At 73.4% G+C, this 22,265-nt stretch carries 20 protein-coding genes; 9 read left to right on the top strand and 11 right to left on the bottom strand.

Annotated elements, in window-relative coordinates:
* Window positions 1–76 precede the first annotated feature (76 nt).
* Together AB0N81_RS08140 and AB0N81_RS08135 are read right to left on the bottom strand one after the other, a co-directional pair.
* Complete coding sequence (locus AB0N81_RS08140; RefSeq protein ID WP_365356716.1) at window positions 77–760, bottom strand: DUF899 domain-containing protein; 684 nt, start codon at window positions 758–760, stop codon at window positions 77–79.
* 98 nt (window positions 761–858) lie between these two features.
* Window positions 859–2,250 (bottom strand): amidohydrolase, encoded by a 1,392-nt coding sequence (locus tag AB0N81_RS08135; protein ID WP_365356714.1) that lies wholly within the window; start codon window positions 2,248–2,250, stop codon window positions 859–861.
* Between the two features lie 86 nt (window positions 2,251–2,336).
* On the opposite strand from AB0N81_RS08135, the gene AB0N81_RS08130 reads away from it, so the two are divergent.
* From AB0N81_RS08130 to AB0N81_RS08115, 4 genes are all read left to right on the top strand, one after another.
* Entirely contained in the window at window positions 2,337–3,293 is a 957-nt protein-coding gene (locus AB0N81_RS08130) for an endonuclease/exonuclease/phosphatase family protein (RefSeq protein WP_365356712.1), read from the top strand.
* 133 nt (window positions 3,294–3,426) lie between these two features.
* Window positions 3,427–3,975, top strand: a complete 549-nt coding sequence (locus AB0N81_RS08125; RefSeq protein ID WP_365356710.1) for an FABP family protein — start codon at window positions 3,427–3,429, stop codon at window positions 3,973–3,975.
* Entirely contained in the window at window positions 3,972–4,571 is a 600-nt protein-coding gene (locus AB0N81_RS08120; protein WP_365356708.1) for a 2'-5' RNA ligase family protein, read from the top strand. The genes AB0N81_RS08125 and AB0N81_RS08120 overlap by 4 nt, the downstream gene beginning before the upstream one ends.
* A 135-nt stretch (window positions 4,572–4,706) precedes the next feature.
* Window positions 4,707–5,198: a DUF3574 domain-containing protein gene (locus tag AB0N81_RS08115; RefSeq protein WP_365356706.1), complete on the top strand. Its 492-nt coding sequence runs from the start codon at window positions 4,707–4,709 to the stop codon at window positions 5,196–5,198.
* Between the two features lie 49 nt (window positions 5,199–5,247).
* Here the strand turns inward: AB0N81_RS08115 and AB0N81_RS08110 are convergent, their stop codons facing one another.
* Window positions 5,248–5,682 carry a hypothetical protein gene (locus AB0N81_RS08110; RefSeq protein WP_365356704.1) on the bottom strand — a complete coding sequence of 145 codons (435 nt, stop codon included), beginning with the start codon at window positions 5,680–5,682 and terminating at the stop codon, window positions 5,248–5,250.
* 95 nt (window positions 5,683–5,777) lie between these two features.
* On the opposite strand from AB0N81_RS08110, the gene AB0N81_RS08105 reads away from it, so the two are divergent.
* Window positions 5,778–6,365: a DUF4291 domain-containing protein gene (locus AB0N81_RS08105; protein WP_365356703.1), complete on the top strand. Its 588-nt coding sequence runs from the start codon at window positions 5,778–5,780 to the stop codon at window positions 6,363–6,365.
* Window positions 6,366–6,396: 31 nt separating this feature from the next.
* On the opposite strand, the gene AB0N81_RS08100 is transcribed toward AB0N81_RS08105, so the two are convergent.
* Both AB0N81_RS08100 and AB0N81_RS08095 read right to left on the bottom strand, forming a co-directional pair.
* Window positions 6,397–7,788, bottom strand: coding sequence for an SWIM zinc finger family protein (locus AB0N81_RS08100; RefSeq protein ID WP_365356701.1), 1,392 nt, complete (start codon window positions 7,786–7,788; stop codon window positions 6,397–6,399).
* On the bottom strand, window positions 7,785–10,739 hold the full coding sequence (locus AB0N81_RS08095) for a DEAD/DEAH box helicase (protein ID WP_365357014.1): 2,955 nt from the start codon (window positions 10,737–10,739) through the stop codon (window positions 7,785–7,787). Before AB0N81_RS08095 ends, AB0N81_RS08100 begins: the two co-directional genes overlap by 4 nt.
* Before the next feature lie 273 nt (window positions 10,740–11,012).
* On the opposite strand from AB0N81_RS08095, the gene AB0N81_RS08090 reads away from it, so the two are divergent.
* The 4 genes from AB0N81_RS08090 to AB0N81_RS08075 all read left to right on the top strand — a co-directional run bounded on the left by AB0N81_RS08090 (window position 11,013) and on the right by AB0N81_RS08075 (window position 15,012).
* Window positions 11,013–11,981 (top strand): metallophosphoesterase, encoded by a 969-nt coding sequence (locus AB0N81_RS08090; RefSeq protein ID WP_365356699.1) that lies wholly within the window; start codon window positions 11,013–11,015, stop codon window positions 11,979–11,981.
* Between the two features lie 10 nt (window positions 11,982–11,991).
* On the top strand, window positions 11,992–13,338 hold the full coding sequence (locus AB0N81_RS08085) for an MFS transporter (protein WP_365356698.1): 1,347 nt from the start codon (window positions 11,992–11,994) through the stop codon (window positions 13,336–13,338).
* Window positions 13,335–14,354: a hypothetical protein gene (locus AB0N81_RS08080; protein WP_365356696.1), complete on the top strand. Its 1,020-nt coding sequence runs from the start codon at window positions 13,335–13,337 to the stop codon at window positions 14,352–14,354. The genes AB0N81_RS08085 and AB0N81_RS08080 overlap by 4 nt, the downstream gene beginning before the upstream one ends.
* Before the next feature lie 214 nt (window positions 14,355–14,568).
* A complete protein-coding gene (locus AB0N81_RS08075) occupies window positions 14,569–15,012 on the top strand; it encodes a RidA family protein (protein WP_365356694.1) in 444 nt (147 codons plus the stop codon).
* Here the strand turns inward: AB0N81_RS08075 and AB0N81_RS08070 are convergent.
* From AB0N81_RS08070 to AB0N81_RS08045, 6 genes are all read right to left on the bottom strand, one after another.
* Window positions 15,009–16,049, bottom strand: a complete 1,041-nt coding sequence (locus AB0N81_RS08070; RefSeq protein ID WP_365356692.1) for a glycoside hydrolase family 6 protein — start codon at window positions 16,047–16,049, stop codon at window positions 15,009–15,011. The two genes, AB0N81_RS08075 and AB0N81_RS08070, sit on opposite strands and share 4 nt — an antisense overlap.
* Window positions 16,050–16,200: 151 nt before the next feature.
* Window positions 16,201–17,154 (bottom strand): prolyl aminopeptidase, encoded by a 954-nt coding sequence (gene pip / locus AB0N81_RS08065; RefSeq protein WP_365356690.1) that lies wholly within the window; start codon window positions 17,152–17,154, stop codon window positions 16,201–16,203.
* A 25-nt stretch (window positions 17,155–17,179) separates the two neighbouring features.
* Complete coding sequence (locus AB0N81_RS08060; protein WP_365357012.1) at window positions 17,180–18,322, bottom strand: MFS transporter; 1,143 nt, start codon at window positions 18,320–18,322, stop codon at window positions 17,180–17,182.
* A gap of 126 nt (window positions 18,323–18,448) precedes the next feature.
* Window positions 18,449–19,174 carry a uracil-DNA glycosylase gene (locus AB0N81_RS08055; RefSeq protein WP_365357011.1) on the bottom strand — a complete coding sequence of 242 codons (726 nt, stop codon included), beginning with the start codon at window positions 19,172–19,174 and terminating at the stop codon, window positions 18,449–18,451.
* A gap of 93 nt (window positions 19,175–19,267) precedes the next feature.
* Window positions 19,268–20,770: a YfcC family protein gene (locus AB0N81_RS08050; protein ID WP_365356689.1), complete on the bottom strand. Its 1,503-nt coding sequence runs from the start codon at window positions 20,768–20,770 to the stop codon at window positions 19,268–19,270.
* Window positions 20,767–22,125 (bottom strand): M20/M25/M40 family metallo-hydrolase, encoded by a 1,359-nt coding sequence (locus AB0N81_RS08045; protein WP_365356688.1) that lies wholly within the window; start codon window positions 22,123–22,125, stop codon window positions 20,767–20,769. The genes AB0N81_RS08050 and AB0N81_RS08045 overlap by 4 nt, the downstream gene beginning before the upstream one ends.
* Window positions 22,126–22,265 lie beyond the last annotated feature (140 nt).

The following is a 22,265-nucleotide window of genomic DNA, read 5'->3' as shown; positions in this document are numbered from 1 at the left end:
GCGTGACGCAACTGAGACGGAGTCGGGGCATTTCCCAGGGTTAACCCGGGGCGCACGGCGGTCGGACCGGACCGGCTCAGTCCTCGTACTCGTCGTGGTAGCGCACCCGTGCGCTGCCCGCGGGCGCCCCGAACGCCGATGCCCGCCCCCTGGGCTCCTCCCACTCCTCCTGCCTGCCGAGCGCGGTGAGGTCGAGGAGGCTGGTGGTGGAGCCCACGCCGTCCAGGCCGCGGGCGAACGTCGCGTATGTGTGGAAGACACGGTCGCCGTACCGCAGGAAGCAGTTGATGGCGGGCACGTCGTGGGGCTCCTCGGGGGACGACGCCAGGAAGTCGTAGTTGAAATCGCCGCCGTTCGTCGAGTACCAGGGCACGGTCCAGCCCATCCGGGCCTTGAACGTCAGCAGTTTGGTGAAGGGCGCGCGCGACACCGCCACGAAGTTCGTGGCGCGGGCCCGCAGATGCGCGAGGTGCCCGATCTGGTCGAGGAACCCGGAGCAGCTGCGGCATCCCGCGTCCCATTCGGGGGCGAACATGAAGTGGTAGACGATCAGTTGGTCCTTGCCGTCGAAGAGGTCGAGCAGGGTCGCCTTCCCGTCGCAACCGTCGAAGTAGTACTCCTTGCCGACCTCGACCATCGGCAGCCCGCGCCGCTCGGCGTTGAGCGCGTCGCGCGCGCGGGTGGCCGCCTTCTCCTTGGCGAGCAGCTCCTCACGCGCGGCGAGCCACTCCTCGCGCGTGACGATGTCCGGAAGTCCCATGGTGTGTCTCCTCCACCCTTCGGGCGCGTACGTCTGCGAAGGGTGGACCTGCGGAGTTCGCGGAACTCATCGCTCGCGGGCGAAGAAGTTCCGAAGAATCATCCCTCGTACTCCTGGATGCGCTTCCCGTGGCTGCGGTCGACGAGTTCGGGCAGCAGGGTGCTCAACTCCCCCACGATGTCCGGCACATCGAGGGTCAGCAGTGCGCGGTCGCGCATGAGCACCCGGCCCGCGACGATCGTGGTGCGTACGTCGCCGGAGCGCGCGCTGTGCACGAGTGTGGCCGCGAGGTCGTGCACGGGCTGGGTGTGCGGCCCGGTCACGTCGACGAGGACGAGGTCGGCCCGCCGCCCCTCGGCGAGGCTGCCGATCTCGTCCCCGAGCCCGACGGCCCACGCGCTCTGCAGGGTGGCGTGGTCCAGGGCCTGGCGGGCGGTGAGCCAGGTGGGGTCCCGTTCGACGTACTTCTGGACGAGCGCGGTGAGCGTCATGGACTCCCACACGTCGAGGGTGTTGTTGGACGCGGCGCCGTCCGTGGCCAGGCCGACCGGGACGCCCGCCTCGCGCAGGGCCCGCACGGGTGTGGTGTCCCAGCCGAACTTCAGATAGCCGCGGGGCGCCGACGCGACGGCGACGCGGCCGCCGGCGCGGCGCAGAACGGGCAGGTCGCGGGCGGCGTCGAGGCCGGTGGCGTGGGCGAGGAGGACGTCGACGTCGAGGAGTCCCGCGCGCTCCAGGATCTCGACGGGGGTGCGGCCGTGCCGGGCCAGGCTGTTGTCGGTCTGCTCGCGGTTCTCGGCGGCGTGGATGTGGACGAGCAGGCCGTGTTCCCCGGCGAGTTCCGCCGTCGCGGCGAGGTCGGCCTCGTCGACGGTGTAGGGCGCGTGCGGGGCGAGGCAGGTGGTGATGCGGCCGTCGGCCGCGCCCCGCTGCCGGAGTGCGAAGTCGAGGGAGGCGGCGCGCCCTTCGGGTCCTTGCGAGCTGAAGTAGGCCTGGCCGAGGACGGCGCGCAGGCCGCTCTCGTCGGTGGCGGCGGCGACCTCGTCCATGGCGAAGTAGTGGTCGGCGAAGGTGGTGACGCCGCCGCGGATCATCTCGGCGCAGGCGAGCCGCGCCCCGAGTCCGACGAGCCGTTCGGTCAGGTTGGACTCGACGGGCCAGATCCAGTCGTTGAACCACGCGTGGGCGTGCAGGTCCTCCGCGAGGCCGCGCAGGGCCACCATCGGCGTGTGCGTATGGCAGTTGACGAGCCCGGGGAGGGCGACGGTGCCGCGGCCGTCGATGTGCTCGGCCGCGGCGGGGGGCTCGGCCGCGGGGGCGCCGGCCGTGACGGAGGCGATGGTCCCGTCCCGTACGACGATCGTGGCGTCGTCGACGAAGACGATCTCGCCCCGCGGGTCGTGGGTCAGGGCCGTGCAGCCCGTGACGACGAGGTCGGCGGGGCCGTGGGTGATGAGTCCGGCGGGGCCCGGCGGGGGAGGCGGCGTCATCTCTTCACGGTAGTGCGAGTGCGCATCCGGCGGCCCTGTCGCGGGGACGGTTTCCCGGGCACGCTGGCCTCACAAGGGAGGCGGCCATGATCATCGGCACCTGGAACCTGGAGAACCTCTACCGCCCCGGCGGGGAGTTCGGCCCCAAGGACAAGGCCACGTACGAGGCGAAGCTGGCCTCGCTCGCGGCGACGGTCACCGCGCTGCGGCCGAGCGTCCTCGCGGTGCAGGAGGTCGGCGACCGGGCCGCTCTGGAGGATCTGGCGGGCATGCTGGAGGGCGCCTGGCACGTCACGCTCTCCCGGCACGCGGACGACCGGGGCATCCGGGTCGGCTTCCTCACCAGCCTCCCCGTCCTCGTCGTCACCGACGAGAACGCGTTCCCGGAACCGGTGCGGCCGGTGCAGACCGATGACACGGGCCGCACGACGGCGCGGGCCGGGCGCGGGATTCTCGCCGTGACGGTGTCGACGCGGGCGTTCTTCTTCGACGCGGTCGTCTGCCACCTCAAGTCGAAGCTGCTCTCCTACCCCGGCGGCCGCTTCCAGCCGCGCGACGAGGGCGAGCGGGCGCGGTACGGCGCCTACGCCCTGTACCGGCGCACGGCCGAGGCGACCGCGGTGCGCGCGCTCGCCGACCGGCTGCTGCACGGCGACGGCCGGGAGCACCGGGTCGCGGTGCTCGGGGACCTCAACGACGAGGTGGGCGCCGCGACGACGCAGATCCTGCTCGGCCCGCCGGGCTCCGAGATCGGCACGCCCGGCTTCGACCGGCCGGACAAGGGCGACGCGACGCGGCTGTGGAACGTGGCCCCGATGATCCCGGCCGACCAGCGCTTCTCCCGCATCCACGCGGGCCGCCGCGAACTCATCGACCATGTCCTGGTCAGCCAGGGCCTCCTGGACCAGGTGCGCACGGCGGGCACGGGGGCGCCGGGCGCCACGGCGGCGGCACTGCCCTCGGTGACAGACGGGGACCCACCGGCCCGAAGGAACGCGACGGGCTCGGACCACGCCCCGGTGTGGATCAACATCCAGCCGTGAGTTGAGGGCGGGGAGCCGGGGACGGTCGCGGTCACGTGCGGCGTGCGGCGTGCGGCGTGCGGCGTGCGGCGTGCGGCGTGCGGCCTAAGCTTCCCCTCGGCACTGTCCCCGATCCGCCCCTGGAGCCCCCACCGTGTTCGAGCCCGCGCCCGAGCGTCCGCTTCCTTACCCCGACAGCAGCCACCCGGACGAGGCGCCCGGGCCGCACGCGCTGCTCACGCCCGTGCTCGCCCTTCTGGGGACGTGGCACGGCCGGGGCCAGGGTGAATACCCGACGCTCCCCGCGGACTTCACGTACGTGCAGGAAGTCACCTTCAGCCACGACGGCCGCCCCTTCCTCCGCTACGAGGCCCGCGCCTGGCTGCTCGACGCCGACGGTGCCCCGCTGCGTCCCGCCGCGCGGGAAAGCGGCTGGTGGCGGCTGCAGCCCGAGGGCCGGGTGGAAGCGCTGGTCACCCAGCCCACCGGCATCGCGGAGATCGCGGTCGGCCACGCGGCCGACGGCACGGTCGACCTCTCCACCCACGACGTGGCCCTCACCCCCACCGCCAAGGAGGTCACCGCCACCCGCCGTCGCTACACGCTGACCGACGCCGACACCCTCACGTTCACCCACGACCTCGCCGCCGTGGGCCAGGTCTTGCAGCACCACCTCTCGGCGCGCCTGCACCGCGCGCGGTGAGCACGGAGACGGAGGCGCGGGAGCGGGCCGGGGCGGCCGGGGCGGCGGAGTCGCCCGGCTGGCCCGACCTTCCCGGCGACACGGCCCTGACCATCCGCGTCCCCGAGGCGAACCCTCTGGTGAGGGCGGGTTTCCCGGCCCACGTGACGGTGCTCTACCCGTTCCTCAACACGTCCCGCTTCACCGCGTCCACCCACACCGACCTGACGGATCTCTTCGCCGCGCGGTCCCCCTTCACCCTCACGTTCAGTGAATTCCGCCGCTACCCGGGCGTCCTGTACCTCTCGCCGGCCCCCGACGCCCCCGTGCGCGCCCTCACCGAGTCCCTCACGGCCCGCTGGCACGAGGCCGTCCCGTACCGTGGCATCTTCACTCCGCCCCTCGCGCCCCACCTCACCCTCGCGAACCACGAGGGCCCGGCCACCTACGAAGCCGCCTACGACGCCTTGGAGTCGGCGCTCGCCCCTGCGCTCCCGCTGACGAGCCACGTGAGCGCCGTCCATCTGATCGTGACGGACGGCCCGGGCAGGGGCTGGCGGGACCTCACGACGTACCGGCTGGGGACGGGGGAGCCGACGGAGCCGGGGGTTCTGTGACGGGTGTGCCACGCGAGTATGAAGCCGGTGAGGGCCAAACAGGCCATATCGCCGGATGAGGGACACCGGACGCACCCGGGTCCGCTACGGTTTGGCGCCGTTGTGGATCCCCCCTCCCCGGAAAGGGAATGCCCCGTGGCCCTCACCTTCCCCCGCGTCTCCGGCACCCGGCTCGCCGTGGCCGCGGCCGCCACCGCCGTGCTGGCCGTCGGCGCCCCCGCCGCGTACGCCTCGCTGGAGGACGACGGTCCTGCGCACACCGCCGGCCCGGCCGCCGCGTCCACCCTCGCCCGCGGCAAGCCGTTCACCGAGACCCGGCTCTTCTTCGGCACGGAACGCCCCGACGGCGGGCCCGCGGTGACCGACAAGCAGTTCATGGCCTTCATCGACAAGGAGGTCACGCCGGGCTTCCCCGACGGGCTGACCATCCAGGACGGCCGCGGGCAGTGGCGCGACTCCAACGGCAAGATCGAGCGGGAGCGTTCGTACGAACTGATCCTGCTGTACCCGACGACCGAGGCGCGCAAGCGGGACGTCCGGATCGAGGAGATCCGCAGCGACTACGAGAAGGCGTTCGCGCAGGACTCGGTGGCGCGACTCGACGAGCGGACCCGCGTCGACTTCTGACAGAACGCAGCGGCGGCGGCAGGCGGACGAAGTCGCTGCCGTCGCCGCGTCAGTGGTTGTTGCCGTTGACGTTCTGGGCTCCGATGGTTCCCACCTGGATCGTCATGCCGTGGTGCACTCCACCATGGATGGTGTTGTACGTGACGCTCCCTCGCCCTGCCTGTGCGTCGGAGTCGGGGGCCAGCTCTTCGAGCAGCGCCCGCAGTTCGGCGGCGGCCGCCGGGTCCGCCGCGAGCCTGCGGCGGAGGCGGGAGCGCCACTCCGCCTGCACGTCGGCCGCGGTCGCCTCGTCCTCGGAGCCCTGCGCGGCGACGACTTCGATCCGCGCCTCCTCCAGCTCCCCCGCGAGGGCGTCCTCGTCGCCGCTGCCGCGCGCGAAGAACCGGGCGACCCGGTCCCGCGCCTGGGTCCAGCCCTCGGTGACCATCTGCTGCACGAGCGCCGTCGCCCCTGCCGCCGCCAGTGCGGTCAACTCAGCGTCCACGGGGCCTCCTTCGTCACGAATGAGGTCTTCACGGTAGCGCGCCCCACCGACAATTCGCTGGCGGCCCAGCGCCGCCGCCTGCACGCTGGTCTCCCATGAAGCACCGGATACGCGCCCTGCACACCGACTCGACCATCACCGTCTACCAGGCGTACGCCCCGGAACTCGGCGTCCCCGCCGCCCGCACCGGACGCTTTCCCGCCACCTGGAAACGGGACCGCATGACGTGGATCAAGCCCTCCTTCCTCTGGATGATGTACCGCTGCGGCTGGGCCGCCAAGGAGGGCCAGCAGACGGTCCTGGCGGTCGAGATCGCCCGGGAAGGCTTCGACTGGGCCCTGCGCAACGCGTGCCTCTCCCACTACGTCCGTGGCCTCCACCCCGACCGGGCCGCCTGGAGACGCGACCTGCGCCGGGCCCCCGCCCGAGTGCAGTGGGACCCCGAACGCGACCTCCACCTCGATCCACTCCCCCACCGTTCCCTCCAACTCGGCCTGTCCGGCGAGGCGTCCCGTCGTTACGCGGACGAGTGGACGGTCTCGATCACGGACGTCACCGACCGCGCGCGGGAGATCCACGCCCTCGTACGGGACGGGAACGACCTGGAGACGGCGGCCCGCCTGCTGCCCCCGGAGCGCCCGTACCCGGCGGACGACGACCTTCTGGCGCACCTGCGGGCGTGAGCGGACCGGGCCGCCCTGCGCCCCCGCGCCCCTACGCCTCCGTCACCGCCGCCAGCGCCCCCACCGGATCCACGTCCGCCTCGCCGTCCGGCCACCAGTCGTCGGCGCCCGGCTCGCTGCGGAACGGGTACCAGCGGCCGTCCCGGCCGTAGCGGAGCTGGAGCGTGCCCTCCGCGTCCGTGAGGTGGTTGCGGTGGATCGCCATGCGGGGGAGGTCCGCCGCGACCAGTGCGCCGCGGGCGCGGTCGAAGGGTCCGGCCGGCGGGTCCCAGGGGGATTCCAGGACCGCAAGGCCCTCCTCGCCGCCCTGGCGCCAGGCCGCCGCCGCCCTGGAGAGGTCCGCGGGGGTGCGCCCCACGGACCTGGCCAGTTCGGCGAACTGGCGGCTGAACGTGCGGCGGCCGGTGAGGCCGGGATGCGAGGCCGCGAGGCGGACCGCGTCGTGCCAGGGCGACGCGGCCGTGAAGGGGTCCTTGCCCGCGGTGAGGAACGCGTGGGCGCGGGCCGCCGCGTCCGTCACCAGGAACTCCAGCGCCGTCGGGTCCGGCGCGCCGGGCAGGGACGGGAGGACCGGGGGCTCGCCCGCGTGCGCGGGGGGCGCGAGCGGGGGCGGCAGCGGGGAGCGGTACTCCGTGGCCAGCGCTTCCCGCGCCGGGACGCCCGGGAGGGCGGAGCCGGGCAGGGCGGGGCCCGGCGTGGTCACGGGCGCGTGCGGTTCGGACTCCTCCCGTACCGCCGCCTCGTGCTGCTCCGCCGCCGACAACCGCGTGTTCCTGCGCGACAGTTCGTCCAGGAGGTCTTGTTCCTCGCCGCCGCGCAGCAGCAGGAGCACGAAGGGGTCGGCGTCCAGGAGGCGGGCCGTCTGGTAGGCGAGGGCGGCCGCGTGTTTGCAGGGGTGGCCCCGGTCCGGGCAGGTGCAGGAGGGGGCCAACTCGCGTGCGCCGGGGAGCAGGGGGACGTCCGCCCGGACCGCCGCGTCGGCCAGGGCGTGCGGCATCTCCTTGTCGAGCAGCGCCGCGATCCGCGCGGGGTCGAGGGCCACGGCGTCGAGGAAGCGGTCCCAGTGCTGCGGGAGCATCGTCCGCAGGCGGATCTCCGCGCGGTACGGACGGGGGCGGCTGCCGTGGACGTACGCGACGATGCGGCCCGGCGCGACGGTGATGGTGTCGACCGCGCCCTCGCGCGCGTACGTACGGCCGCGGGCCAGGCGGGCCTGGTCCAGGGCGCTCTCCTCCAGCGCGTCGAGCCACGCGTTGCCCCACCAGGAGGTGGCGAAGGGGGCCTCGGGGTCGGGGTGTGCGGGCAGGGCGGGGAAGACGCGGCCGCTGCCCATGCGGCTCGTCTCGCTCATTCCGCTGGCCCGGCCGAGGCCGCCGCCCCGGCCCGGGCCGCCGCCCCGGCCGGGCGGCCCGCTGCGCTTCATGCCGTCCTCCTCAGCGCCACCAGGTCGGCAAGCTCCGCGTCCGACAGCTCCGTGAGGGCCGCCTCGCCGCCGTCGCCGAGCACCGCGGCCGCCAACGCCTGCTTCGCCGTGAGGAGTTCGGCGATGCGGTCCTCGACGGTGCCCTCGGTGATCAGGCGGTGGACCTGGACGGGCTGGGTCTGGCCGATGCGGTACGCGCGGTCGGTGGCCTGCTCCTCGACCGCCGGGTTCCACCAGCGGTCGTAGTGGATCACGTGGCCCGCCCGGGTGAGGTTCAGGCCCGTGCCTGCCGCCTTCAGGGAGAGCAGGAAGACCGGGACCTCGCCGGACTGGAAGCGGTCCACCATCTCCTCCCGGTGGGCGACCGGGGTGCCGCCGTGCAGGAGCTGGGTGGGAATGCCGCGGGCGGCCAGGTGCGCCTCCAGGAGGCGGGCCATCTGCACGTACTGCGTGAAGATCAGGACCGCGCCCGCGCTCTCCGACTCGGCGAGGATCGTGTCGAGAAGCTCGTCGAGCAGCTCCAGCTTGCCCGAGCGGGGGCGGCCCGTGGGGGTCGTGAGGGCGCCGTCCTTGAGGTACTGGGCGGGGTGGTTGCAGATCTGCTTGAGCGCCATCAGCAGTTTCATGACCAGGCCGCGGCGCGCCATGCCGTCCGACGCCTCGATGCGGGCCATCGTCTCGCGCACCACCGCTTCGTAGAGGGAGGTCTGTTCGCGGGTGAGGGTGACCGGGTGGTCCGTCTCCGTCTTCGGGGGCAGCTCCGGGGCGATGCCCGGGTCCGACTTCTTGCGGCGCAGGAGGAAGGGCCGGACCAGCCGGGCGAGGCGGTCCAGTGCCTCGTCGTCCGCACCGGTCCCGGAGGGATCGCCGCCTTCCACGAGGCGTGCGTGGCGGGCGCGGAACGCTTTCAGGGGTCCGAGCAGCCCGGGTGTCGTCCAGTCGAGCAGCGCCCACAGCTCGGAGAGGTTGTTCTCGACGGGGGTGCCGGTGAGCGCGACTCTGGCCTGCGAGGGGATGGTGCGCAGTGCCTTCGCCGTCGCCGCGTGCGGGTTCTTGACGTGCTGGGCCTCATCCGCGACGACGAGGCCCCAGGTCCGGGCGGCCAGTTCGGGCGCGCTCGTGCGCATGGTTCCGTAGGTGGTGAGGACGAAGCCGCCGTCGGCGTCCAGGCCGGCGAGGGTGCGGCCCGTCCCGTGGAAGCGGCGCACCGGGACGCCGGGCGCGAACCGTTCGATCTCCCGCTGCCAGTTGCCGAGCAGGGACGCGGGGCAGACCACGAGGGTCGGCGGGGAACCGCCGTCCCTCGTCCGGTGCAGGTGGAGGGCGATCAGCGTGATGGTCTTGCCGAGGCCCATGTCGTCGGCGAGGCAGCCGCCGAGGCCCAGCGAGGTCATGCGGTCGAGCCAGGCCAGGCCGCGGAGCTGGTAGTCCCGGAGGGTCGCGTGCAGGCCCGGTGGCGGGACGGGCGTGTCGAGGTCGCCCGTCACGCGCTCGCGCAGCCGGGCCAGCGCGCCGACGGGGACGGCGGGCACCCGCTCGCCGTCCACCTCGGCGGTGCCGGTGAGCGCGACCGACAGGGCGTCGACCGGGTCGAGCAGGCCGAGGTCGCGCTTGCGGGCCTTGCGGACCAGCTCGGGGTCGACGAGGACCCACTGGTCCCGGAGCCGGACGACCGGGCGGTGCGCCTCCGCGAGTACGTCGAGCTCCGCGTCGGTCAGCGGCTCCTCCTGGTCGCCGAAGGCCACCTGCCAGCGGAATTCGAGGAGTTCCTCGGTCTTGAAGAAGTCGAAGTTGTCGGCGGCGGTGCCGGGGGCGGGGCGGACGACGGCGGTGGCGGTGAGGCCGCGGGTGAGTTCCCTCGGCCAGTGGACGGCCACTCCGGCCGCGGCGAGCCTGCCGGCCACCGCGCCGAGGAGGTCGTACAACTCCTCCTCGCTCAGCGGCAGCACGTCGGGGCGCGGCCGCTCCAGGAGCCTGCCGAGCGGCGGCCAGACGCGGGCCGCGCGGCGCAGCGCGAGGAGGGTGTCGACGCGGGCGCGCGGCCCGAAGTGCTCGGCGCCCGCCCAGAGTTCCGGCACGTCCGTCACGAGTGCCGGGTCGGCGAGGCTGTGCACCTGCACGACGGCGGCGGCCGGACTGACCGCGGCCCCCACAGAGCCGCCCGCCTCACCGTCGGTTCCTCCATGCCCCTCACCCCCGTCGAACACCTCATGGGCCCGCAGGTCGAGGCGGAGGGACACCCGGACACCCGCGTCCATTCCGGCGGCGACCTCGGCGGACCACTCCCGGGCGTTCGGCAGGTGCTGCGGGGCGTGGGCTGCGAAGGGGGCGCCGACCGCGTGCGCGGCGGCGGGGGTGCGTGGCAGGGCGTCGACCACCGCGTCGACGAAGGCTCTGACCAGGGCGAACGGCTCTGGCAGGCGCAACGGTCCGGGGCCCGGCAGCGGCACCGCGTGCGCCTCGGCGGGCAGCGCCGCCGCGATGGCGCGCAGGTGGGCGACGTCGGCCTCGTCCATCGGCCCCGCCCGCCACGCGTCGATGTCCTTCGTGGTCAGGCCGGGCAGGAGCCTGCCCCGCGCCGCCAGGTGCAGGGCGTGCCGTGCGGCGGCCGCCCAGCACGCCGCGGCGGGGTGCGGGCGCGTGGCGCGGAGCAGCAGCAGCACGGCGTCGGCGACGGGCAGGAACAGGGCGGGAACGGTGCGGCCGCGGGCGCCCTTGCCGTGCTTGCGGGCGACGACGAGGTCGCCGCGCGTGGCGCCGGGAACCCCTTCGCGTACGCCCTCGGGCCCGGCCTCGTCCGCGGCCTCGCCCGGAAGCTCTCCGCCGTCCGGCCGCCAGAAGGCGATCCGCCCCTCGCGGGGGACGTCCGCCGGAAGGAAGACGGCGGCGCAGGAACGTACGAGAAGGGCGTGCCGAACGGCGTGCCCCTCTTGTGCCGCCTCCGCCGTCATCGCCACCGCCGCCTCACTCAGCCCCTGCTCACGCCATCTGTCACCCGTGCTCGCCACCCTAGGCGAGGCCACTGACAACGCGGACGAGGTCACTGGCAACGCAGGCGAGGGCGCTGTCGGCACCGGTGCCGACCGCTGGCGGGCGGGCGCCACCCAGACACTGGCAGGAAAGTTTCCTAACAATTATCCCTCCATGTTATTGACGCGCACATGTCGCATCGCCAGGATTCCCGGAGACGGCCCGGCACCCCCACGCCAACCGAGGAGACGGACATGCCGCCCACCCCCCGCGCCATGAGCTCCCGCACGAGCAACTCCCGTACACGCAAGGCCCGTCGGTACATCCCCATCGCCACGGGCGCCTCACTCGCCCTCGTCGGCGGCGTCCTGCTGTGGTCGCCCGCCGAAGAGGCCGACGCCTCCCCCACCGCCGCCGCCAGGGCGGCCTTCACGGCGGTCGCCGCGGGCGACATCGCCGAGCAGTGCACCGCGAGCAGCAGCAGTTGCAAGCACCCCAAGACCGCGGCCCTGGTCAAGCAGATCAACCCGTCCTTCGTCATGACCATGGGCGACAACCAGTACGACGACGCGCGCCTGAAGGACTTCAAGAACTACTACGACAAGTCCTGGGGCGCCTTCAAGAGCAAGACCCGCCCCGTCCCCGGCAACCACGAGACCTATGACCCGGCGGGCGCGCTCGCGGGCTACAAGTCCTACTTCGGCTCCGTCGCCTACCCCGACGGCGAGAGCTACTACAGCTTCGACCAGGGCAACTGGCACTTCATCGCCCTCGACTCCAACAGCTTCGACGACGACGAGCAGATCGACTGGCTCAAGGACGACCTCGCCGCCAACTCCAAGAAGTGCGTCGCCGCGTACTGGCACCACCCGCTCTTCTCCTCCGGAGAGCACGGCAACGACCCCGTGAGCCGTCCGGTCTGGAAGCTGCTCCAGGCGAACAAGGCCGAGCTGGTCATGAACGGCCACGATCACCACTACGAGCGGTTCGCCCCGCAGAACGCCGACGGCAAGGCGGACGCCAACGGCATCGTCGAGCTGCTCGGCGGCATGGGCGGCGCCAACCCGTACGACATCGAGGAGGTCCAGCCCAACAGTCAGAAGCGGATCACCAAGTCCTTCGGCGTCGTCAAGCTGAACTTCACCGACACCGGGTTCTCCTGGAACCTCGTCGCCACGGACGGCTCGACGAAGGACACCAGCCCGTCGTACAGCTGCCGCTGAGACGAGCGCCATGTACCTCGCCTCGACCGACGCGGTCGCCAAGGCCTCGGAGAAGTCCGTGGCCCGGCGCGGCCGCGTCGCGGGCCCCGTCCTCGCCCTCGGTGCGGTCAGCCTGGTCACGGACATCTCCTCGGAGATGGTCACCGCCGTGCTGCCGCTGTACTTCGTCCTCCAACTCGGCCTCTCCCCGCTTCAATTCGGGTTCCTCGACGGGCTCTACAACGGAGTCACCGCCATGGTGCGCCTGGCCGGCGGATACGCCGCCGACCGGGGCGGGCGCCACAAGCTGGTGGCGGGCGGCGGCTACGCGCTCTCCGCGCTGTCCCGGCTCGGGCTGCTGCTCGCGGGCGGCGCCACCGCCGGGATCGGCGCGGCGCTCGCCGCCGACCGCGTCGGCAAGGGCGTGCGCACCGCGCCGCGCGACGCGCTCATCTCACTGAGCAGCCCGCCCGACGCGCTGGGCCGCGCCTTCGGCGTGCACCGGGCGATGGACACGACGGGTGCCCTGCTCGGGCCGCTCGCAGCGTTCGCGCTGCTGTGGGCGACCGCCGACGCGTACGACGCCGTGTTCGTGGTCAGCTTCTGCTTCGGGCTGCTCGGCGTGCTGATGCTGGTCGCGTTCGTGCCGGGGCGGCAGGAACAGCAGGGTCAGCGGAAGCAGCCGGGGGGTCAGGGTCCCGGCCCGCGCGGCAGGAGCTCCCCCGGCAGTGCTCTCGGCCTCCTCCGCGTCCCCGCCTTCCGGCGCCTGCTGGTCGCGGCCGCGCTGCTCGGCGCGGCCACCATCGGCGACGCGTTCCTCTATCTCCTCCTCCAGCGGCGGCTCGACTTCGCCGTCTCCTGGTTCCCGCTGCTGCCGCTGGGCTCCGCCGCGGTCTACCTGCTGCTCGCGATCCCGGCCGGGCGGCTCGCCGACCGCACGGGGCGACGCGTGCCGTTCCTCGCGGGGCACGTGGCACTGCTCGGCGGCTACGTCCTCCTGCTCGCGCCGACCGACGGCCGGCCGCTCCTCATCGGCGTACTGCTGCTGCTCGGCGTCTTCTACGCCGCCACCGACGGCGTCCTGATGGCCCTGGCGGCGCCCGTGGTGCCGCGGGAGCGCAGGGCCGCAGGCATGGCCGTGCTCCAGACCGGTCAGGCGCTCGCCCGGCTCGTCGCCGCCGCCGGATTCGGCGCCGCCTGGACGCTGTGGGGCGTCACCACGGCGCTGGCCTGCGCGGTCGTCGCGCTGACGATCGCGGTGGCCGGGGCGGCGGCGCTGCTCGCCCGCACCGAACCAGGGCACCGCACCGAACCGAGGCACCGCACCGAGCCGCGGCACCCCACCGCGTCGACGCCCCGTACCGAGAGGTTGCCATGACTGCGCCCGCCACCGCCACGAGCTCTCCCAGGTCCCTGCGTTCCCGGATCCTCGCGGTCGTCGTCGCGGCGGCCGTCCTCGCGGGCGTCGCCGTCGCGTACACCCTGCACGCCGCCCAACGCGCCCAGTCGGCCGACGGGCCTTCGGAGTTCGGCCTGGACCGGGGGCACCTGTACTTCCGCAGCACCGGCGCGGGTGCGGGCCGTGTCGCCCGGGTCCCCGCGCCGCCGGGCAGAGCCGCCGTCCGCACCACCGGCGGCCCCTCCTGTGAGCGCTTCCACGCCGCCGCCGGCACCGGTCTGTGCCTGCAGCGGCGTGCCGGAATCCCGCCCAAGTCGTACGCGGTGGTCCTCGACGGCAGCCTCCGTGAGAAGCGCCGCATCGCGCTCACGGGGATTCCCAACCGGGCACGCGTCTCGGCGTCGGGCCGGATGCTGTCCTGGACGATGTTCGCCACCGGCGACTCCTACGCGGGTTCGTCCTTCTCCACCCGCACCTCGATCCTGGACACCCGCACCGGCTACCTGGTCAAGAACATGGAGGAGATCCCCCTGACCCTCGACGGCCGCCGCTACCACTCCCCCGACGTCAACTACTGGGGCGTGACCTTCGCGAAGGACGACAACCGCTTCTACGCGACCGTCTCGACCAAGGGCAGGACGTACCTCGTACGCGGCGACATGAGGAAGTGGGCGGCGACCACCCTGCGCACCAACGTCGAATGCCCCTCGCTCTCCCCCGACAACACCCGCATCGCCTTCAAGAAGCGGGTACGGAAGGGAACCCGGGACCCCTGGCGGCTGTACGTCCTCGACCTCCGGACGATGCGCGAGCACCCTCTCGCCGAGCGCCGCAGCGTCGACGACCAGGCGGTTTGGCTGGACGACGGCACCCTCGCGTACGCCCTGCCGGGCGGGAACGGCCGCAAACAGGACGTCTGGTCCACACCGGCCGACGGTTCGGGGAAACCCACGCTGCGGGTACGGGGAGGGAGTTCACCGGTGGCGGTGCGCTGAGGCGCAGGAGGCGCAGGAGGCGCAGGAGGCGCAGGAGGCGCAGGAGGCGCGGGAGGCGCGTCGGGCCGCAGGTGCCGCCGGTGCGGCCGGTGCGGCCGGTGCCGCCGGTGCCGCCGGTGCGGCCGGTGCGGCCGGTGCCGCCGGTGCGGCCGGTGCGGCCGGTGCCGCCGAAATTCGGGTGCGTACGCGAACCGGTGTGGCGCACGATCACCGCATGACCTCACCGGGACGCCCCACCGCACCCACCCGCACCATCGTTCCCACCCTTTTCCCGCCGCCCGGATACGCGCACGCCGCGGTGGTCGAGGCCGGCACCCGGCTCGCCTTCATGGCGGGCTCCGTCCCGCTCGACCCCGAGGGGAACCTCGTCGGGGAGGGCGACATCGCCCGCCAGACCGAGCAGGTCGTCGCCAACCTCGACGAGGCCCTGCGCGCGGTGGGCAGCAACCTGTCGCAGGTGGTGGCCAGCACCGTGTACGTGGTCGGCCACGAACCCGCCGCGCTCAGCGCCGCGTGGGAGGTCGTCCGCGTCTCCGGCCTGCACGCGGGCCCGCACACCTCGACACTGCTCGGCACGTCCTGCCTCGGCTACCCCGGTCAGCTCGTGGAGATCACCGCCACCGCGGTCGTCCCCGACGGCCCCGCCGACGAGAACTAGCCGCGAGAACTAGCCGCGAGCGCCTGGCCGCGTGCCCGGCTCGCCAGTCCGAGGGCGTACTCCGGCCACCACTGGCCCGCCCGCGGGCCGCCCCGGCAGGTCCCGTCGGACTCGCCGGGGCGCTTGACCCACAGGTAGGCGTCGAGCGCCGGGTCGCCGGTCCGGGCGGTGGGCGGTGTGCCGAGGGCGCGGCCCGGCGGGTTGCACCAGGACTGGGTGCCCGCGTAGGGGCCGTTTCCGTTGCGGCTGCTGTCGATGACGAAGTGCTTGCCGCCGCCGAGGGCCGCCGCGAGCCGGCGGCCGTAGTCCGCACTCACCTGGTCCGTCTGGAAGTTGGAGACGTTCAGGGCGAAGCCGTCGGCCCCGGCGATCCCCGCGCGGCGCAGCGGGGCGACCAGGCGCTGCTCGTCGGGGATCCAGCCGGCGTTCCCCGCGTCGAGGTACACCTTGGTGTTCGTGTGGCTCTTGAGGCGCTGGACCGCGTGGGCGAGCAGCCCGTACCGCTCGTCGGCGTCGGCTTGCGGGCAGCCGGCCACGAGCTGGGCGACGGCGTCCGGTTCGATGATCACGTACGTGTCGTGCGTACCGAGCCCGGAGGCGAAGTCGTCGATCCACCGTCGGTAGTGCGCGGCGTCGCGTGCGCCGCCCGAGGAGTACGCGCCGCAGTCGCGGTCCGGGATGAAGTAGGCGACGAGGACCGGGGTGCGGCCCGCCCCGGCCGCCGCCTCGACGTGGGAGCGCACGACGGCTCCGGCCCCGTCGCCGTGGAGCCAGACGGCCTGGGGGCGCTCCGCGATGCGTTCGACGAGGCGGGCGTCGTCGGTGCGGCCCTCCCGCCTCCACTGCGCGGCCTGGCGGGCGGCGGCGCTGTGCGGGTCGGCCCAGAAGAGACGTTCGGCCGGGGCTCCTGCCCCCGCGCCGTACGCGGCCACGCCGCCGGTCGCCGCCGCGCCCAGGAGCAGGGCGGCGGCGAGGATCGCCCGGGACAGCGCGGTTCGGGGTCGCGGAAGGAATCGGCGGAAGGACTGCTGGGACACCGGGCGCCTCCAGTGGTGCGGGCTGGTCCGGCACCGATGGTGCTCGGCGCTTCCCCGGAGTGTGCGGTCGATGTGCCCGGGACGGGGCCCGCGCCCCGGAGGTTCACCCGGAAGGACACTCCGACGTGCGTCGACGCGCCGGTGAGACGGATCAGAGTTGACGGAACCGGTCCGTCGCCGCCACCAGCTCCTCCGCGATGCCCCGCGCCCCCGCGTTGTGTCCCGCGTCGTCCACGATCACGAGTTCGCTGCCGGGCCACGCCTGCCGGAGCCGCCAGGGGATGCCCACGAGGTTGCCGAAGTCCAGGTTCCCCTGGACCAGCACGCCGGGGATGCCCGCGAGGGAGGGCGCGTCCCGCAGGACGACCTCGTCGCCTCCCAGCCAGTGGTCGTGGGCGAAGTAGTGCGTGACGGTGCGCGCGAAACCGGCCCGGAAGCCGGCGTCCTCGTAGCGCGGGACGGACCTCGGCGGCGCGGGCACGAACGCCGTCTCCCAGTCCGTCCAGGCCCGCGCGGCGGCGGCCCGCACGGCCGGGTCGGGCGATTCCAGGAGCCGGTTGTAGGCGGCGGCCAGATCGCCTTCCCGCTCCCCTTCCGGCACGCCGTCGCGGAACGCCTGCCAGGCCTCGGGGAAGATCCGCCCGAGCCCGCGCGTCATGAGGTCCACCTCGGCGCGGCTGCCCGTGGCGAGGCCCGTGAGGACGAGTTCCGAGACCCGGTCCGGGTGCGTCTGCGCGTACCGCAGCCCCAGCACGGACCCGAAGGAGACGCCCCACACGAGCCACCTCTCGACGCCGAGATGGCGCCGCAGCAGTTCCAGGTCGCCGATCAGGTGGCGCATCGTGTTGACGCTCATGTCGGTGGCCGGGTCGCTCGCGGGCGGCGTGGACCGGCCGGCGCCGCGCTGGTCGAGCAGGACGATCCGGTACGCGTCGGGGTCGAAGTACCTGCGGAAGAAGGGCGTGCAGCCGGACCCGGGACCGCCGTGCAGCACCACCGCCGGCTTGCCGCGCGGATTGCCGCAGACCTCCCAGTACACGCGGTTGCCGTCACCGACGTCGAGCATGCCGTGGTCGTACGGTTCGATGTCCGGATAGAGGCCCATCGGGGCAGGGTAACCGCGCCCGGTGTCAGTCCGCCTTCGCGTTCCGCATGCGCCCGTACGCGTACACGCACCCCGCGAGCGCCAGGTCGGAGAGCAGCATGAAACCGATCGAGTACGAGTCCTTGGCGCTGTAGATGGCGCCCATGACCAGCGGCGGCAGGAACCCGCCGAGGCCGCCCACCGCGCCCACGATGCCCGTGACGGAGCCGACCTGCGGCTGTGGGGTGACCTGGGAGACGAGCGCGAAGACGCTGCCGCTCGCGGTGCCGAGGCCCGCCGCCATGAGCAGGAAGCAGATCGTGCCCACCGGGTTCAGCGCCGGGTCGAATGCCTGCACGACGGCGAAGAGCGCGACGACCGCGAGGGCGACGGTGGTGACCGTGGCCGGGTGGATCCGGTCGGAGAGCCAGCCGCCGACGGGCCGGAAGACGACAGTGACGAGCGCGAAGCCGGCCGCCTTGGTGCCCGCGTCGGTCGGCGAGAGGTCGTACCAGGTCTTCAGGTACGTGGGCAGGTACACCCCGAAGGCGACGATTCCGCCGAAGCCGATCGCGTAGAGGGCGGAGAGCTCCCAGGTGACCCGCAGCTGTCCCGCCTGCCCCAGGCGGGTGCCGAGGGAGCTGGTGGGCACGGGCCGGTCGGGGCGGTCGGTGATGAGGAGCGCGGCGAGCACCGCGTAGGCGGCGAGCGCGATCGCCACGATGACGTACGGCAGGTTCTCCCCGTGCTCGGCGATGCGCGGTGTGAAGTACCCGGAGAGCGCCACGCCGCCCATGCCCATGCCGAAGACGCCGAGGGCGAAGCCCCTGCGGGCGGGCGGGAACCAGGAGTTGACCAGCGGAATGCCGATGGCGAACGTCGTCCCGCCGAGACCGAGCAGGAAGCCGACCGCGAGCATCGCGCCGAAGCTGTGCTTGGCCGGAATGATCAGCAGCACCGGGACGATGGTGAGCGCCGAGACGAGCGGGAACATCAGCCGGGCACCGTACCGGTCGGTCAGGGCGCCCACCGGTACGCGGCCCAGCGAGCCGACGATCACCGGCACGGCGACCAGGAGGGACTGCTCGAAGGAGCTCAGGCCCAGCCGGTCCTTGAAGTCGCTGCCGAGCGGCGCCACCAGGTCCCAGGCCCAGAAGGTGAGCGTGAAGCCGACGGTCGCCACGGCCAGATTGCGGTACGCGGCGCCGGAGGGCTTGTCCGCGAGGGTCCCGGTGGGCTGTGCGGGAGTTCCTGCGGGTTTGGCTGCGCGAGTCTCGTCCACGTCCTCACGCTAGGAATCACCGCCGGGCGCGGCTCACTCTGCTGGGCCGTTCGGGTGCAGGCCCGCCTCGAAGGCCGCCGTGCGCAGCACGTCCCGCAGCATCGCGGGCGTGAGACGCCCGGTGAACGTGTTGCGCTGGCTGACGTGGAAGCAGCCGAAGACGTCGAGCGGCTCCAGCTCCGGGTGGCCGCTCGCGAGCCGCACGTGCGCCCCGTGCCCGAAGGCGGGGCGCGGCTTCGGCACCTGCCAGCCCGCCGCCGCGAAGGCGGGCAGCGCGGCCTGCCAGCCGAAGCCGCCGAGGACGACCACCGACCTGAGGGTCGGGGCGAGCAGTTTCAACTCGCCGACCAGCCAGGACCGGCAGGTGTCACGCTCCTCGGTCGTGGGTTTGTTGGCGGGCGGGGCACAGTGCACGGGCGAGGTGATGCGGGTGCCGTACAGCGTCAGGCCGTCGTCGGCGCTCACGGCGGTGGGGCGGGAGGCGAGGCCGACGTCGTACAGCGCCGGGTAGAGGAACTCGCCCGAGCGGTCGCCCGTGAACATCCGCCCGGTGCGGTTGGCGCCGTGCGCGGCGGGTGCGAGACCGATGAGCAGGAGCGAGGCGTCGTGCGGGCCGAAGCCGGGCACGGGGCGTCCCCAGTACGTCCAGTCCTCGAAGGCCGCCCGTTTGGTGCGCGCGACCTCCTCGCGCCACTCGACGAGGCGCGGGCAGGCGCGGCACCCGGTGATCCGCCGGTCCAGCTCGCTCAGGCCGTCCATGCCCTCTATGTCCTCCATCTCCTCCATCTCCTCGATCTCCCTCATGCCCTTCGTCGTTCGTAGGCCGCTCTTGGTGCCCCTACCCTCGAATGCTCAGGTCAGCGCGGCCCCGAGCCCCACGAAAGCGCAGATCAGTACGGCGAGCACGGCGAGCAGCGGCCAGACGAAGCGCAGGTACTTGTCGTAGCCGACCTTCGCGAGCGCCACGCCGCCGATGGTCACCGCCGTCGTCGGCACCCACAGGTTCATCCAGCCGCTCGCCGCCTGCCAGGCCGTGACGACGACCGCGCGCGGGACGCCGGCGAAGTCGGCGAGCGGGGCGAGGATCGGCATGGCGAGCGTGGCGTGGCCCGAGGTGGAGGGGATCAGGAAGGCGAGCGGCAGGTTCACGAGGAAGACGATGACCGCGAAGAGACCGGACGACGTCCCCTTCACCACGCCCTCGATGGAGTGGAGCACGGTGTCCGTGATCTTCGAGTTGTTCATGATCGTCGTGACGCCGCGGGCCAGCAGGATGACCAGCGCGGGCGAGACGAAGTCGGCCGCTCCCTGGATGATCGTCGAGCTGAGCCGCTGCTCCCCCATCCGCGCGACGAGCCCGACCAGGACGGCCGCACACAGGAACAGGGCCGCCAACTCGGGGAAGGACCAGCCGAGTTCGAAGCCGTACGGCCGCGCGTCGGCCTTGCCCGTGAGCGCGCCGGACCAGGGCACCACCGAGAAGATCATGAAGGCGAAGACGAGGGCGGTGACGACGAGCACCGCCTTGTGCAGCCCGGTGAGTCCGGGCACCTCGCTCGCGCCCTCCGCCGCCCGCTCGCGGTCCTGGTCGCCGGGCAGGAACCCGGACAGGGACCGCGCCGGGTCCCGCCGGACACGCTGCGCGTAGCGGATGACGTACGCGACCGTGACGCCGGTCAGGACGACCCACATGACGAAGCGGAGCACGATGCCGTCGCCCAGCGAGATGCCCGCCGCGGACGAGGCGACGCCCGTCGCGAAGGGGTTCACGGTCGAGCACAGCACACCGACACCCGCGCCGAGGATGATCACGCCGACGGCGGTCATGCGGTCGTAGCCGAGGGCGAGCATCAGCGGCACGATCAGGCCGTAGAAGCCGAGCGTCTCCTCGGCGAAGCCCTCGACCGTGCCGAGCACGGAGAAGACGGCCATCACCCCGGCGATGAGCAGCGCCCCGCGCTCGCGCAGCCGGTGCGCGAGGCGCCCGATGCCCCGGTCGAGCGCGCCGGTCGCGAAGACGACGGTGATGAAGGCGCCGATGGCGAGGACGAACAGGAAGACGCCCGCGCTGCCGTACAGCGAGCCGACGTTGTCGGGCGCGACCAGCGTGGTCTTCTCGTCCTGGATGCCGTAGAGGCCGTTGACGGGCGAGAGGAAGAGATCGCCCAGGCGGTCGACGAAGGACTGCCCGGAGTCGACGCGGTGGTAGGTGCCCTCGACGGGAGCGCCGGAGCCGTCGCGGTCGTACTGCCCCGACGGCACGAGGAAGGCGAGCAGCCAGACGCCGACGGTGACGACCGCGAGGACGGTCAGCGCACTGGGGAAGGTGAACGTGCGCTTGTGGGTCGTGCTCACGCGGCGCCGCCTCCCGTGCGGAAGTCCGCCGCGTACTCCCGTACGAAGGCGCACAGCGCGAGGACGGTGCCGCGCAGCTCCGAGAAGAGGACGCGTTCGTTCGGCGCGTGCAGGTTGCACATGCCGTCCTGGGCGCCGAAGAGCAGGACCTCCGCGCCGGGCGCGGCCGCGGCGAGGCCGTTGACCAGCGGGATGGAGCCGCCGGTCGCCGCGTACGAGGCGTCCGTGCCCCAGGCCTCCTTCAGCGCGGTGCGTGCGGCGCGGTAGGCGGGGCCGTCGGTGGCGGCCTCGTAGCCGGGTCCGGCGGCGCCGGGCGTGACGGTGAGCGGGACACCGAAGGGCTTGAGCGAGCGCAGGTGTGCTGCCAGCAGGCCCTGGGCCTCCTTCGGGTCCTGCCGGGGATGGCAGCGCAGGTTCAGCCTGGCCCTCGCGTACGGCACGACGGCGGACACGGCGCTCTCGACGTCCGGCGCGTCCAGGCCGATCACGGTGATCGCGGGTCCGCTCCACAGCCGCTCGCCGAGGCTGCCGCCGCCGATCAGCGGCACGCCCTCGCGCACGCCCGCGAGGGAGCGGAACTCCTCCTCCGTGTACGTCGTTCCGCTCCACTCCTCGCGTCGCAGCCCCTCGACCGCGACGTCACCGTGGACGTCGTGGAGGGTGCCGAGCGCCTTGATCAGGACGAGCAGCGCGTCGGGCGCGGCGCCCCCGAACTCCCCGCTGTGGCGCGGCTCGTCGAGGGTGCGGACCTCGGCCACCACCTCGCAGGCGCCGCGCAGGCCGGTGGCGAGGGTGGGGGTGCCGGGGCGGATGTTGCCGTGATCGGCGATCACCATGGCATCGCAGGCGAACCGCTCCGGGTCGGTGGGCGGATGGCTCTCGAAGGCGCTGCCGTACTCCTCCTGCCCCTCGACGACGATCCTGACGCCGACCGGCGGCCGGCCCCCGAACGCCCGCAGCATGCCCAGGTGGGCGATGACGTTGGCCTTGTCGTCCGCGATGCCGCAGGCGCGCAGACCGCCCTCGACGGGGGTCGGCTCGAAGGGCGGCGACTTCCAGAGCGACGTGTCGCCCGGGGGCTGCACGTCGTAGTGGCTGTAGAGCAGGACGGTCGGCGCGCCGGGCTCGGGGGGCGGGATCTCGCCGAGGATCACGGGGGCGGTGTCCGGCAGGTCGAGCCGCTCCACGCGCGGGACACCGGCCTCGCGCAGCAGCCCGGCCACCAGGTCGTGGGCCTGCTCGACCGGCTCGGGCGGGAAACCGGGGAAGGCGATCGAGGGGATCGAGGCGAGCCGTTCGAGGTCGGCCCGCAACCCGTCCATCAGGCCGTCGACGGTGGCTTCGAAAGACGTCATGAGCAGCACCCCTGGGAGTCGTACGTCACGTTCGGACCGATTACCGCGATTCGTCCGGATTATCGGCGCCCGGGTTCAGCGGTTTCCGGACGGCTCGCCGGGAGCCGGGCGTACGGCCCAGGGGCAGGGCTAAGGTCGGC

The organism is Streptomyces sp. NPDC093510 (assembly GCF_040683555.1).
Classification (GTDB): domain Bacteria; phylum Actinomycetota; class Actinomycetes; order Streptomycetales; family Streptomycetaceae; genus Streptomyces.
This window is presented reverse-complemented; position numbering and strand designations above follow the sequence as displayed.

Coding starts and splice junctions, on each gene's coding strand:
- AB0N81_RS08140 (WP_365356716.1), bottom strand. CDS start 760: ATGGGACTTCCGGACATCGTCACGCGCGAGGAGTGGCTCGCCGCGCGT.
- AB0N81_RS08135 (WP_365356714.1), bottom strand. CDS start 2,250: ATGACGCCGCCTCCCCCGCCGGGCCCCGCCGGACTCATCACCCACGGC.
- AB0N81_RS08130 (WP_365356712.1), top strand. CDS start 2,337: ATGATCATCGGCACCTGGAACCTGGAGAACCTCTACCGCCCCGGCGGG.
- AB0N81_RS08105 (WP_365356703.1), top strand. CDS start 5,778: ATGAAGCACCGGATACGCGCCCTGCACACCGACTCGACCATCACCGTC.
- AB0N81_RS08100 (WP_365356701.1), bottom strand. CDS start 7,788: ATGAAGCGCAGCGGGCCGCCCGGCCGGGGCGGCGGCCCGGGCCGGGGC.
- AB0N81_RS08095 (WP_365357014.1), bottom strand. CDS start 10,739: ATGACGGCGGAGGCGGCACAAGAGGGGCACGCCGTTCGGCACGCCCTT.
- AB0N81_RS08090 (WP_365356699.1), top strand. CDS start 11,013: ATGCCGCCCACCCCCCGCGCCATGAGCTCCCGCACGAGCAACTCCCGT.
- AB0N81_RS08085 (WP_365356698.1), top strand. CDS start 11,992: ATGTACCTCGCCTCGACCGACGCGGTCGCCAAGGCCTCGGAGAAGTCC.
- AB0N81_RS08080 (WP_365356696.1), top strand. CDS start 13,335: ATGACTGCGCCCGCCACCGCCACGAGCTCTCCCAGGTCCCTGCGTTCC.
- AB0N81_RS08075 (WP_365356694.1), top strand. CDS start 14,569: ATGACCTCACCGGGACGCCCCACCGCACCCACCCGCACCATCGTTCCC.
- pip (WP_365356690.1), bottom strand. CDS start 17,154: ATGGGCCTCTATCCGGACATCGAACCGTACGACCACGGCATGCTCGAC.
- AB0N81_RS08055 (WP_365357011.1), bottom strand. CDS start 19,174: ATGGACGGCCTGAGCGAGCTGGACCGGCGGATCACCGGGTGCCGCGCC.
- AB0N81_RS08045 (WP_365356688.1), bottom strand. CDS start 22,125: ATGACGTCTTTCGAAGCCACCGTCGACGGCCTGATGGACGGGTTGCGG.